Source organism: Paenibacillus sp. FSL E2-0178 (assembly GCF_038593005.1).
Classification (GTDB): Bacteria; Bacillota; Bacilli; order Paenibacillales; family Paenibacillaceae; genus Paenibacillus_AQ; species Paenibacillus_AQ phytohabitans.
Genome location: NZ_CP151953.1, coordinates 6,792,933 through 6,806,090, shown reverse-complemented (window position 1 = coordinate 6,806,090; position 13,158 = coordinate 6,792,933). Strand labels below are relative to the sequence as shown.

Annotated in this window: 10 protein-coding genes; 2 read left to right on the top strand and 8 right to left on the bottom strand. The window is 46.5% G+C overall.

The window, feature by feature from the left end:
* Positions 1 to 83: 83 nt before the first annotated feature.
* The 6 genes from MHI42_RS29570 to MHI42_RS29545 all read right to left on the bottom strand — a co-directional run bounded on the left by MHI42_RS29570 (position 84) and on the right by MHI42_RS29545 (position 8,937).
* On the bottom strand, positions 84 to 1,052 hold the full coding sequence (locus MHI42_RS29570; RefSeq protein ID WP_342421474.1) for a LacI family DNA-binding transcriptional regulator: 969 nt from the start codon (positions 1,050 to 1,052) through the stop codon (positions 84 to 86).
* 179 nt (positions 1,053 to 1,231) lie between these two features.
* Entirely contained in the window at positions 1,232 to 1,636 is a 405-nt protein-coding gene (locus tag MHI42_RS29565) for a hypothetical protein (protein WP_342421473.1), read from the bottom strand.
* Positions 1,637 to 1,665: 29 nt separating this feature from the next.
* Complete coding sequence (locus tag MHI42_RS29560; RefSeq protein ID WP_342424827.1) at positions 1,666 to 6,192, bottom strand: GH32 C-terminal domain-containing protein; 4,527 nt, start codon at positions 6,190 to 6,192, stop codon at positions 1,666 to 1,668.
* A 318-nt stretch (positions 6,193 to 6,510) separates the two neighbouring features.
* Complete coding sequence (locus tag MHI42_RS29555) at positions 6,511 to 7,515, bottom strand: LacI family DNA-binding transcriptional regulator (RefSeq protein ID WP_342421472.1); 1,005 nt, start codon at positions 7,513 to 7,515, stop codon at positions 6,511 to 6,513.
* A gap of 349 nt (positions 7,516 to 7,864) precedes the next feature.
* Complete coding sequence (locus MHI42_RS29550; protein ID WP_342421471.1) at positions 7,865 to 8,512, bottom strand: zinc dependent phospholipase C family protein; 648 nt, start codon at positions 8,510 to 8,512, stop codon at positions 7,865 to 7,867.
* 191 nt (positions 8,513 to 8,703) lie between these two features.
* A complete protein-coding gene (locus MHI42_RS29545) occupies positions 8,704 to 8,937 on the bottom strand; it encodes a helix-turn-helix transcriptional regulator (RefSeq protein ID WP_342421470.1) in 234 nt (77 codons plus the stop codon).
* Between the two features lie 99 nt (positions 8,938 to 9,036).
* Here MHI42_RS29545 and MHI42_RS29540 point away from each other — a divergent pair, with 99 nt between their 5' ends.
* Both MHI42_RS29540 and MHI42_RS29535 read left to right on the top strand, forming a co-directional pair.
* Positions 9,037 to 9,147 (top strand): DUF6809 family protein, encoded by a 111-nt coding sequence (locus tag MHI42_RS29540; RefSeq protein WP_342421469.1) that lies wholly within the window; start codon positions 9,037 to 9,039, stop codon positions 9,145 to 9,147.
* The gene (locus tag MHI42_RS29535; protein WP_342424826.1) at positions 9,111 to 9,350 is read left to right on the top strand and encodes a DUF6809 family protein; all 240 of its coding nucleotides are present in this window, start codon (positions 9,111 to 9,113) and stop codon (positions 9,348 to 9,350) included. The genes MHI42_RS29540 and MHI42_RS29535 overlap by 37 nt, the downstream gene beginning before the upstream one ends.
* 180 nt (positions 9,351 to 9,530) lie before the next feature.
* Here the strand turns inward: MHI42_RS29535 and MHI42_RS29530 are convergent, their stop codons facing one another.
* Entirely contained in the window at positions 9,531 to 10,967 is a 1,437-nt protein-coding gene (locus MHI42_RS29530) for an alpha-L-fucosidase (protein ID WP_342421468.1), read from the bottom strand.
* Positions 10,964 to 13,141, bottom strand: a complete 2,178-nt coding sequence (gene gnpA, locus MHI42_RS29525) for a 1,3-beta-galactosyl-N-acetylhexosamine phosphorylase (protein WP_342421467.1) — start codon at positions 13,139 to 13,141, stop codon at positions 10,964 to 10,966. Before gnpA ends, MHI42_RS29530 begins: the two co-directional genes overlap by 4 nt.
* Between the last annotated feature and the right edge of the window lie 17 nt (positions 13,142 to 13,158).

The window sequence follows — 13,158 nt, the reverse complement described above, 5'->3', positions numbered from 1 at the left end:
AAACGTTTCCAATTTTGAAAGAAAAACGTCAGTTTATTTATAATCCATACCGGATGAGCTGATGTTTTCCGATCCCCCAGGGATCATGTAGTTTCACCTTGCTTGAACATAACAGGGATACGATACACTTGCTTGTCTAAGGGTATACCTTCGATCTTGTTATAGAGAAGTCTGATTGTCATACGTGCCATTTCTTCCACCGGCTGCCTGATCGTTGATAAGATTGGATGGAAATAAGGATTATCCTGAATCCCGTCGTACCCGATAACCTTGATATCTTCCGGAACACGCTTGCCCTGCCTGCGGGCTCTTTCAATATAATTGGCAGCTAACATATCGGTAATCGCAAAAATGCCATCCACGTCGCCATGCTCATTCAGGAATTCGTTAAAATAGGCGTTATCATCCACAATGGGGTCCGGCTTCTCATAGATTATATAGTCGATTCCCAAAGCCTCTGCCTCATCAATGAATCCCTTTCTCCTGTTCATCGTTTCACTGAATACAGAAGTGACGCTTCCCAGAAACGCAGGTTTCTTTACCCCTGCTTTAACGAGCTCCCGTAAAGCCAGCCGTCCACCTTCATAATTATCCGATGTTACACAGGTGATCTTCTTGTTGAAGTGCCGGTCAATGCTCACAATTGGAATGTCATTGCTGACATTATTCTCGATATCGTTATAAGTTATCCCAACAATACCAGCCACTTTGTTCTGCCGGAGCATTTCCAGATAATACAGTTCCTTCTCTGGTTTGCCACCGCTATTGCACAGCATAAGCTTGAAGCCTTCCCGGTCCAGTTCATCCTCAATGTAATAAGCCAATTCTGAGAAGAATGGGTTCCAGATGCTCGGGAGCAGCAACGCTACCATCTTGGATTTCTGCATCTTGAAATTCCGGGCCACTTCATTAGGGAAATAATTCAGTTCTTGTATGGCTTCCTCTACTTTTTTACGTGTCTTGGGTTTCACAGCGCCGGAGTTATTAATGACTCTGGACACGGTACCTACAGCAACGCCGGCTAAGCTGGCTACATCTTTAATGCTTGTCATTTAACACCCCCAAACTCTCTATGGAAAATATAATAGCACCAAATTGGAAACGTTTCAATAGTTATTTTGAAACGTTTCCAATTTGGTGGACTAGCTACAGAACAGAACACATCTCCAATAATCGAAGACGTGTTCTGTTTAATATATTGGCTTATGGAACACCCTTACACGTTAAACACTTAGTAGCTTATCGTTGCATAGAAATTAACCCATGAGCTGCTTGTCGTTGTTATTTTAAGGCGGTGAAGAATCCCGTTATCTGTAGAATAAAAAGTGTTACTCCCATTGGAGGAGATGTAAACATCCCCCCGATCCTCGAACAGACCGGTAGATGGATTATATTTTTGAATGGTTACTTTCAGATTACTGCCACTTGAAAGTCCGGACAATGAATTTACATTGAGTATGGCTTTAAAATCTGGCCGGTTAGGTGTGAAGGTCTGACTATACCGTGTTTCCATTGGAAACACATTGCTGACAGAAAGATTTTCAGTTGCAGCACTGACCATATTAGGAATCAGGAACAGGCAAAACACCAAACAAAACATCGTGATTTTTCTCGTTTTATTTATTATCCGCATCATTATATCCTCCTGTTAACCTTTTTTTAGTTCTAATTCACAAGTACCGGCACGTTCACATCATCCACATTAATATGGCCGAAACCTCCGGTAGCATTGTCGACAATCTTAATATAGCAATCAGTCCCTACAAAAGAAGCAGCCTCCCAAGTAATGCGGCTATAGGCCTCATCGCTGTTGCCTGTCGCTTTTAGCAGCTCAGTGCCATCCGATGCCCGGACCAAAGCAATGTATAAATTATTGATATCGTTCCCTCCGCCGATCAGAAAATCAATCGTTCCATTACCGCCAAGGGTAAATGACGCAGATTTCAGCACTCCTACCTGAGAATCACCGCCATCCTTAAACCCCCAGAGATGATACGCACCGCTTTGATTAAAGGGCCCTCCCCATCCCCAGTTCGTATCCGCTGCAACATCGGCATCACTGAACGCATTACCACTTACAATTGTCCAGCCGTTAAGGTTACCGCTCTCAAAGTCATGGTTTGTCAAACTGCCAGTCGCCTGTGCAGCTTGGGTGGTTGCTGTGACACTGTTGCTTGCTGCCGAGATATTTCCCGCAGCATCCTTTGCTTTGACCGTATAGACATAGGGTGTATTGGTTGTCAGTCCGCTATCTGTATAGGTTGCTGTTGTACTAGTAGCTACCTGTACTCCATTCCGGTAAACCAAGTATCCAGTTACTCCTATATTATCTGTTGAAATCGTCCAACCCAGGGATACAGAATCCTTAGTTGTGCCGGTTGCTGCCAGATTCTTCGGAGCTGCCGGAGCTTCGGTGTCAGCAGCTCCACTGCTGACCGGAACGTTCACATCGTCCACATTGATATGGCCGAAACCTCCAGTAGCACTGTCGACAATTTTGATATAGCATTCTTTTCCAATATAAGCAGCGGCATTCCAAGTAACACGACTGTATGCCTCATTGCTGTTGCCTGTCGCTTTTATCAATTCAGTGCCGTCCGATGCCCGAACCAAAGCGACATATAAATTATTGATATCATTCCCTCCGCCGATCAGAAAATCGATAGAACCGCTGCCACCGAGGGTAAATGTAGCAGACTTCAGTACACCTACCTGAGAATCTCCCCCATCCTTGAACCCCCAAAGATGGTATTTGCCACTTTGATTAAACGGTCCTCCCCATCCCCAGCTCGTATCCTCCGCAACATCCGCATCGCTGAACGCATTTCCACTTACAATTGTCCAGCCGTTAAGGTTACCGCTCTCAAAATCATGGTTTGTCAAACTGCCAGTTACCGCCGCAGCCTGGGTGGTTGCTGTTACGCTGTTGCTTGCTGCGGAGAGATTTCCCGCCTCATCCTTTGCTTTGACCGTATAGAGATAGGCCGTAGCTGCTGCCAGCCCGCTATCTGTAAAAGCGGCTGTCGTACTCGTCCCTGCCTGAACTCCATTCCGATAAATTACGTAGCCGGTTACTCCTGCGTTATCTGTTGATGCCGTCCAGCTAAGGGATATGGAATTCGATGTGGTCCCTGTCGCTGCAAGGTTCTTAGGTGCTGTCGGTGCTTCTGCATCAACAGCTCCACCTTGAACCGGGACATTAAAATCATCAATATTAATGTGGCCCCACTCATCCGTTCGTTCATCGACTATTTGGATATACATGGATGTACCTATATATTGAGTAGCATCCCAGTATCTCTTGGTGTACCCTTCCGTAACCCCCTTGGTGCTCGGCCAGTTCCAATAGCTTCCCGGTCCGCTTGATCTGAAGAGCTCTTTCCCGTCCGAAGCACGTACAAAGGACACATATAATTTATCAATATCAGACCCTCCGCCGATCAGGAAGCTAACCTGGCCGTTGCCTCCGAGTGTAAACTCCTTAGACTTTAATACTCCTGTGGCAGCATTCCCACCGCTTAATTGTCCGGATAGGTGGTAATTACCCTCATGATTATACGGTTGGTTGTTTCCGAATACCGCTGCATTTGTAACTCCCGCATTAGTAAAGGCTGTACCGCTTTCTATGATCCAACCCTCTAAGTTACCGTTTTCAAAGCCGCTGTTTGAAATTTTCCCAGCTGGCGCCGCAACAACAGTAACTAAGCGTGAAGCTGTTTTTGCACCGTCTCTTGTTTGGATCATAATGGTTGCAGTCCCGACGGATTTACCAGTAACCACTCCGTTAACAACCGACGCGACTAAGGTGTTGCTGGAAGTCCATATTACATCTTTGTTCGTAGCGTTTGCCGGTGCAATTGTAGCATTAAGCGTTTTTTTGCCGCCTACGGCTACCTCCAGATTTGCAGGACTCAAGCTCACACCACTGACTGCCACTGGGTTATATGCAGAATTCATTGCCCAAACCTTAAGTGACTTAACAACGATTGAGCTGGTGTTTGCATCTCCCCACAATTGAAGACCTTTGGCATCCGCTCTGGTAGAATAAGTACGCGTAGTAATAGATTTAAGTCCATTCAAGTAAGATTCAACCATGGATTTATCCAAATATACGTGTAGTTTGACATTCTCACTGCCGATATCTATAGTGCCTTTTTGGATACCCTTATTTTGACCGGCAATGGTCTTTGTTCGGTCAACACCATATTCCTTAGTACTGTTTTTGTAATAAATTAATGTCTCTTCTTCGTTGTTAGGAGATTTTCGAACTTTGATTCCTACACTGTCAGCAGAACCGGGGCTCAATTCCATTTCAATCTCCACCGTATCGCTTTGAATGGAAGAAAGGGCAGCATTGGCAGATGCAAAACTCGTATCTGTTGTAATATTTACAAGTTGCTGGCCTCTTAAGGACTGCAGCTCGGAGATTGGATGAATCCCCAATTTACCATCCGGGCGAAGCGAAAGTTCTACCGGCAGACCGGCATTATGTGCCCAACCTGCATCGGACTCTTCCTGAGAGTTCCTTTCCCCTTGAGCAATGGTGAACATAATATTACGTCCTGACTGCGGATCGTTAAACCCGCTTGGACCTGTAAAATGAAAATCTCCAAAATCCATCAATTGAGGCTTGGGATCATCAGGTGTGAACTTCGCCGTAGAAGCATTCCAAGTACCAATCCAATAATACACCTCCACATTCGCTCCGCTTCCGACCGGACTAATAGCCAACAAATGCTTGCCGTTTCCCAGAGACATCATAACCGGCAGTTCCCATACGCCGCCTAATTCCGGATAAGTTGATGGATTGGTTTGGTAGATGGGTCCGCGATAGGTCCAATTCATCAGATTAGGATCCGTTGTGGAGTAGACAGCTGCAGATCCACCCTGGCCCTCATAACCCGTGCCTACCAGCATAAACCAGGTTGAACCCTCTTTGAACACATACGGATCTCTGAATTCACCGAATTTCCCGTATTGCTGGGCAACAGCCAGCTTCGGCTCTTTTACCCATTTCTTCAAATCGTTATCCCCATCCGTCTGAACCGTACTTCGGGCAACTCCCACGTTCTGGTTGCTGTTAAGGTACGCTCTTGAATCATTGCCGGCAGTGAAGAAAAGAGTAGGATTTCCTGAATCATCAATGACTGCACTTCCAGTCCAATCCCCATCGGGATCTACCTGGAACAATTCTGGTGATAAGGCAGGCTGCACGTCTCTCCAATGCACCATGTCTTCGCTGACCCAGTGCCCCCACTGCATATTATGCCAATAAGGTCCATGCTGGTTATTCTGATAGAACAAATGGTATTGCCCATTATAATACAACGGTGCATGGGGTTCATTCATCCAGTGCCCCGGAGCAATAGCATGATACGTGGGGCGATAGCGGTCACCATCATAGACATTTCTGTCAAAACTAAGGTTTGGCGTCGGCAGGTTTCCTCCAAGGGCTGACATGTAGCTCTGATAGGAATTTTCCGCTTCAGCATTTGTATACGCTCCGTTGTATATTTTCACATCATCGATAAGTCCATTAAACATGTTCAACGGAAATACTCCAAGTTGTGTACTTTGATTGTTTTTTCCGATGAATAGCTGATTCCCTGACGATGTGATTGTGGAATTTGCAGGAATACTGCTCCTACCCACTTGACGACCGTTGAGGAAAAGCTTCATTGTGCCGGATGCTCCGTCTACAGTGGCAATCAGATGAGACCATTCATTTCTCGGTATCGGCTCATAGGACCAAACCTCATACCATTGCCCACCCGAGCCGATTTGAAACGACCAGGTTCCATGCCGGAACATTCCAAGGACAAAACCTTGTTTACCAGATTTATCGTGCTGATTGACGATTGCTGAGAGGGTGCCGTTGTCGCCCCATTCATAGGCTCTGGGAGCAACCCAGGCTTCAATCGTCATACTCTGAGAAGGAGTGGTGATCGGTGAGTGTGTCACCCAATTCGAGTACCCGTCAAATAGCAAGGACTTGCCTGAAATCCCGTCACTACGCCATATTGGATCACTCGAGGGCTTGTAAATTGCATTATTGAAAACATAATGAATTGAATCACTCGAATTGCTAATATTATCCTTTGTCGTCTTTCCGCTTCCCTCATTAAAGTTCCATTCTGCAATTTTAGTAGCTGCAGCTTCAACTCTAGGCGTATAGCTTCCATAAGGTATCATTAACAAAACGATGAGCATGCTTGTCAATACTCGAACAAATTTTACTTTTCTTTTCACAAAACACCCTCCCACTTTTCACATAGTTCTCCTTCATCCTTGGCAAATAATCTTTTATTATCTTCCTTTAGCAATGAAACCTAATTCAAATAATTATCAATAAGTAATTATCAATAAGCCTCACCGCCTCTCAGATTGATCTGCAGCCTTCATAAAAACGCTTACAAGAAGGTTGAAAGCTATTTCAATGATTTGTAGCGTTTGTACTGCTAAAATCATTGAAACGTTTACGCAATCGTTTACTTAATAAAGAAAAAAAAGTCAGAGCGATTGTCTGACTATCAAATTGGCATCTAAGCGATATTCCACTTTTCCTAAAGTTCCATCCTCAATTCGCTGCAAAATTACTTCAGCAGTTTTTACGCCAAGTTGAAATGACGGCTGTTGGATAACGGTCAACGGCGGATGAGTGACCAGCGTCCACTGAAAATCATCAAAGCCTACAACAGCTAACTGGTCCGGTATTCGAATCGAATGTTCTTGAAGATATGTCATCACGCCCATTGCCATGACATTATCCGTTACAAAAATAGCTGTTGGATTCAATTCCAGCAAATCCTCTATACTCTTATACCCGTTCTCAAAGCTGACATCTTCAAAACGAATTAACGAATCATCCATTTCAAGACCTGCGCTCATCAAAGTTTCAGTAAACCCTTCATATCGTTCAATCGTTGTTGTAACCGATAGAGGGCCGGATAAAAAAGCAATTCTTCGATGGCCTTTATCTATAATTTTTTGTATTGCTTCCTTAGTAGCTGTTTTGTTGTCAATGAGTACAGAATCTCGTTCACAATGTTTAGGAACTCTATCAATGTATACCACCGGGTAATCTCCGAACAAGCGCTCGTAATCACAATCCATGCTAGCCGGAGCCACGATCAGTCCATCAATCATTTGTGAATCAAACATCCCAATTTCTTTACTTTCTATTTCAAAATTATCACTGGAGTCACTCAAAATCAGATGATAGCCTCTTTGTTTCAATACACTTTGAACTCCGGCTGCTACCGACATAAAGTAAAAGTTAGATGTTTCTGAAGCAAGGATCGGTGCCAGAAACGCAATAATATACGACTTGCGGCTGCGCAGTGAGCGGGCAACAGAGTTAATTCGAAAGTTTAGTTCATTCATTGCAAGATCAACCTTCTGTTTCGTCTCATTGGATACAAACCGCGTTCCGTTAATAACATGGGAAACAGTCGCTGTAGATACATTCGCCCTTAAAGCCACGTCTTTAATACTAACATTCTTTTTTTCAGCCATCTAAGCTACACCTGTTTCATTTCGCATTAAGCATCATTCGCTTCATTGGTATTCCTATTGTGATTAGTAAAGTAAACGATTACTTACTATATAATATATTTTCACTAGAAGCTTTTGTCAAATATTATTGTAAATGGGATTACACTTCAGAAAATAAGCGAATCTCCAGTATAGAAGTGTAAATATTGTAGGATAATCTGCGAATGGATTTAAATACTTTAAGAATGTGAGGAAATGAGGGCTCATTCAACTGAATGTGCCCTTTCAATGTTAAAATGGACGCCGAGTTCCTCTTCGTCCTTTCTTTTTTATAGATTTCCTTTCGAGATATATCTTGACTTGTAGAGGTTCACAGCATCCCTATGAAATTAGTATGAGCTTGGATCTTGTATACTGTCTCCAGAACAAAATCATCTACTTCTACTTCCTTAATGTATGTAGGTTCATAATCAATGGGGACTTCATTATTGCAGTAGAACTGAATAATATTCTGGATTTGCTTAAAGGTTTGTCCTTCCGGAAAAAATGGCAAGTACTCCGGATATTGCTGAATATATTGAAAATCAGTCCAAAAAACATGCCCGCTGTTTAGCTTCAAATATTTAAAATCCAGCCAGTACCAGTCTCGCTTAACAAGTTGATTGTATTCGGGAGTGCCTATGACCGCTTGATGCACCTGCTCCTCCTGCTTTGTCCTGGTTAGCTTGACCCATTCCACATCGGTAATAAGGTGACAATAATACCCCAGATAATAAGAACCTTCATTCGAAGCAATATCAAGATTGTTCAATTCATGCTGCTCAAAAAAATGCTCAGGCTGAATTCCCCGGACGTCCTTAAAGTGTGTAATCCGTTTGGGAGGAGCAATCTTGCCTTCCTCATCGGCTAAACCGCAATCCGGGCCAATATTACCAACCACAAAGTCAGCCTTGGATACCGGCAGCCCTCTCTTTATTAATTCTTCAGCAATTCTAAAATGAGTAACCCATGTGGCCATTATTTACTCCTCCTGAAGTAGATTTGCATTCGCACAATTCAAACTTATATCTTATATATTTTCCATAATTTTCATTGTAACACAGCTTTTGAAGTTACCAAAAATGAATAATGACGCAAGAAAAAACCTTGATATCTCAAGGTTTCGTTGGTTCGTGATGGGAGGAATATCGCACGGTCCTCAAGTGGTGTTCATTTCGATTTAGCAATCTCTTCCTCCACAAGCTTCACTAACTCCGAAGCCTTCATGTTCAAAGCCCCAGCAAGAGACAGCAAAGAATTCAGAGTTGGCTGGTGAACACCACGTTCCAGCATGGATATGTAAGTTCGGTCAAGGTTACTTTGGAAGGCTAAATTCTCTTGGCTCATCTTTTGCTTCTTTCGAATTGTCCTTAGCACTTGTCCAAATATTTCTTCTGATTTCAAGGTAATACCTCTTTTAGATTCATTATCTAGTTGTCTTATCCATTTATTCCACGTAGTATACTCTACAAAAAACACACTTAAGAGAGAAGAGGAAAAGGAATGAGGAGTCTTATAGAGCAGTTATATTATGGTGGCTTGCATCCAAAGGAAAAAGTTAAATCTAATGACCCGCAATATTTTCAGTTAAGCCAGAAAACAATGAAGCCATAAAATTTTGGAAGGACAGACTCTCTGAGGAGGAATTTAACGAATTCGAAACGTTATTAGACCTATATGCCCAAACTCATGACATGGAGTTAGCTTCTATTTTCAAATATGGGTTTCGTCTGGGAGCAGGCATCATGGTAGAGGTCTTAACCGGAGAAGAAGAGCTTGCCAGTAAGTTGAGCAGCTTCCCTGACAAAATTCCATAAATAACGGAGTAGAGTAAATCCTGTGCATTTAACAATGTTCCAAAACAATTTTCATTTGAATTTAATCCAAGAGAAGCAAAAAAACCTTGATTTCTCAAGGTTTCCATTGTAATGCAGAGGACGGGGGTCAAACCCGTGCGGAATCGAGAAATTTCTTCTCCTGCGTCGGCCACTCATCCATCAATCCTCCATACAAAGTGCACAAATATGAGTCAGGGTGGGGAAGCCGCGGAACTGCTTGAATACAACCTTCAGGCGGCTGACGCGTGTCTGCGGAAGCCTGATGATTTTTTTGTAGCCGATGATCGTCCCTTCAGCCAGCTTACTCCACTCCTTCTGATCCGCCGCCCAGAGCTCGAACGCCTCCACGCGCTGGCCCAGCATAATCTGTTCCTGCAGGATCACTGTGTTAAGGACGGCTTCTTCCGGGAAGCTAACTTCCACCCACGGTTCGCTGTCCTCCTCCGCCGGCTGCCAGGAGTAGAGCAGATCCGGCTGCTCATACCCGCCGGTCAGCTTAATTGCCGCCTCCGGGTCTCCCATGGAGCTGGAGGTGCGCACCTCCACCCCGGACATCAGTGAAGTATCGTTTAACCCGGCTATTCTTCTGCCTAAGTCCTCCAGAGCCCTGCGGTCCGGTTCAGCAATTAATCCTTCCCTGGTAGGCGGTATATTGAGCAGGAAGGTGGCGTTGCCGCCTACGGCATTCAGGTAGATTCCGAACAGCTCGCTGCCGCTCCTCACCTGCGTATCTTCTTCCTCATGATAGAACCAGCCGGGACGGATGGATGTATTGACCTCGGCGGGATACCACACCCACTCTCCCTCATACGCTGCTATTGCAGCACGGCTGCCCAAATCCTCATCCATCGAATTCAGGGAACGTGAGAAGACGCCGTCATCCGCCTGCTGTGACTTCTCGGCAGTCTTCTCAGCATCCTGAAGAAGCTTCGGAACCACGCTCCATTCCTCCGCCCGGGTCTGTCCTGCCTCATTACCCACCCAGCGGATATCCGGGCCGCAGACGCTGATTACACACCCGGGCTGCAGTCTGCGGATCGTCTCATAATACCGGTCCCAGTCATAATACTGCCGCTTGCCGCTGGGGCCCTCGCCGTTAGCTCCATCCAGCCACACGCAGCCAATCTCGCCATAATTCGTGAGCAGCTCGGTCAGCTGCTGCACATAGAAGTCATCGTAGGCTGGGCCTTCTCCATAGCTCTGCTCAGTCCGGTCCCACGGAGACAGATATACTCCGAATACCAGCCCCTGCTGCCGGCAAGCCTCTGCCACATCCTGCACCAGATCACCTGCGCCGCCGCGCCAGGGCGTACCCGCGACGGTATGTTCGGAATACCGGCTGGGCCACAGGCAGAAGCCGTCATGATGCTTGCAGGTGAGGATCACCGCCTTCATCCCCGCAGCCTTCAGCACGGAGACCCACTCCCCCGCATCCAGCTTCTCCGGACTAAACTGCTGCAGGTCCTCATGCCCTATGCCCCATTCCACACCGGTCATGGTATTCATGCCGAAGTGGATGAATCCGTAGAACTCCAGCTGTTGCCACCGCAGCTGCCTGCCTGCAGGCTTCACATTGAATATCTCTTCCAGCTTCATCTAAGCTTGCCCTCCCGGATTGGCTGCCATAGAATACCGCCTGCTTCAAGCTCTACAGACGATGTATTCCCCTGTCCGTCATAGACGGTAGTGGACTGTACTTCGTGTGAGTTGTTGACGACCGCATACCTTCCGCTTCCGGGATAGGCATGCACCTCGCAATACGGATTGGCCGCATACCATGTGTGCAGCTCCGCTTCCTTCCCGGCGGCATAATAGAGGCTGCGCATCAGCAGCCTACTGTTCTCCGGCGAATAAGGCAGGCCCGCGATGTACACCGCCCGGCCTTCGCCGGCCTGATTGGCGGACAGATGAATCTCCCCGCCCGAATACTCCAGAATATCCACCCCGCCATACAGCGCATATACATTCTTCATGCTCTCACCGAAGTTATATCCGGTCATGCCCTCGGTAATGAAATGCCCGTTCGTCTGTCCCGTGAAATATTTGTCTGTGGACAGGCTGAAGCCGGTCTCTTTGTCCACGCCGAAGCAATCGGCCAGCTGAAAGTATCTTCCCTGATACGATACCGCTGTCGGTTCACCGACTCCAATCAGCCCGCCGCCGCTATAGACCCATTCCCGCAGCAATTCAATCAGCCGCGCATTCTTCCAGACTTCTCCGCCGGAGAACGCGGTATTCACATCGCCCGCATTAATGATCACATCAATGGATGGGTCAATGCCGTTCTCCAGCACATCCCCGAAGCTGATGAATTCCACATCCACGCTCATTCCGCTGAGCGATTCCAGGATTCCGTAATAGGAATAGGCCTGCTTGGAGTATAGGCTATGTGCCACAGTGAAGGCCTGCCAGGTCCGCAGGGCGCCCCAGCAGTTCAGTACAGCCACCTTCATGCCCGTATACGGCTTCGTCTGTTGAATATGATCATGAATGCCTCTGAATTCATCCGTGATCTTCTCCACGTAATCTACGAATTCCGGGAATTTGTAGGCCAGACTCAGATAGCCGCCGTAGCCCATCCGGTCGATCGGTTTACGGAGAATCGCCCGCCGCGCCGTCAGCCAGTTCTCTTTGGCCTCTACAACAGGATCATTTCCTTCAAAGAAGACATCCGGGAAAAAGTAAGGCAGGAACCGCCCTTCCGTATACTTCACATGCGGAATATCGGATATCATCCGCAGTGTTGTACCATCCCCGACACTGCCCACCACCGCATCCAGGCCGATGGATGCGAAGTACGGTCCGTAAGGCTCCACCCCAATCCACTGGTCCCCGAGGAACATAATCGCTTCCTTCTTGCTGTCATGCACCAGATCTACCAGCTTCTTCGTCTCAACGGAGACAAACCGGGAGACAAAGTCGACATACTCCAGATAGGTCTTGGTCGGCACTCTGAAGGAAGAATTGTAATACCCCTGGTCTACGAAATCCTCTGCGGTCAAGGTATAGCCCTTCTCCTTGCGGAAATCCTCCATCATCGCCACAGAGACACTTGCCCCGTAACCGAACCAGTCGACGAATTTCTCTTTGCCATACTGGTTGAAGACCAGGCTGAATTGATAGAAGAACGTGGTGAATCTGACCACATCGACCTCCGGATTGTCCTGCAGCCATTGCTTCATGGTGTCGTAGATGAAGGCATTGGTGTGCGGCTGTTTGACGTCGAACGGAATCTCATGCGGCTTGTCGCCCCAGTCATTCGTGATGTGATTATACATCTGCACCGGGTCCCATTGGATATAAGCAAGGAACGAGACACTATACTCATGCCATGGCGTAGTATGCTGAATGATTACCTTATTGCCCTCCTGCTGCACCTTCCAGTCCTGTTCCGGTACGAGCTCTCCAGTCGTCCGGTCTGTTACCTGCCAGTAGGTCTTGGGATCATGGATATAATCCACATCGAGTTGTTCGTTATAATACGATTGAAGCAGATCAATGACGAGCTCCTCCGCACGTGCCATCGTGAAGTCCGACAGCAGATAGATTTGCGGACATTCCTCCATATGTTCTTCAATGAACTCATTGTGGCCTCTGGTTGGAAAATAAGCTGTATAGATCTTGGCATCCAGCGCCTTAATCTCAGCATCCAGCGCGGTTCCATCACTGTCGCGGATGGCATCCGCGCCCCACCGCTCCATCATTACCTTGGTCTCTTCCACGAATCCTTCTTCACTCGGGAGGGTTACTCTTCCTGCTGGCTTCGTCATACCTGTTCGCTCCTTCT

Bases quoted from the DNA above. Each gene is read 5' to 3' on its own strand.
- MHI42_RS29570 (WP_342421474.1), bottom strand. From the start codon at position 1,052: ATGACAAGCATTAAAGATGTAGCCAGCTTAGCCGGCGTTGCTGTAGGT.
- MHI42_RS29565 (WP_342421473.1), bottom strand. From the start codon at position 1,636: ATGATGCGGATAATAAATAAAACGAGAAAAATCACGATGTTTTGTTTG.
- MHI42_RS29560 (WP_342424827.1), bottom strand. From the start codon at position 6,192: ATGATACCTTATGGAAGCTATACGCCTAGAGTTGAAGCTGCAGCTACT.
- MHI42_RS29555 (WP_342421472.1), bottom strand. From the start codon at position 7,515: ATGGCTGAAAAAAAGAATGTTAGTATTAAAGACGTGGCTTTAAGGGCG.
- MHI42_RS29550 (WP_342421471.1), bottom strand. From the start codon at position 8,512: ATGGCCACATGGGTTACTCATTTTAGAATTGCTGAAGAATTAATAAAG.
- MHI42_RS29540 (WP_342421469.1), top strand. From the start codon at position 9,037: ATGAGGAGTCTTATAGAGCAGTTATATTATGGTGGCTTGCATCCAAAG.
- MHI42_RS29530 (WP_342421468.1), bottom strand. From the start codon at position 10,967: ATGAAGCTGGAAGAGATATTCAATGTGAAGCCTGCAGGCAGGCAGCTG.
- gnpA (WP_342421467.1), bottom strand. From the start codon at position 13,141: ATGACGAAGCCAGCAGGAAGAGTAACCCTCCCGAGTGAAGAAGGATTC.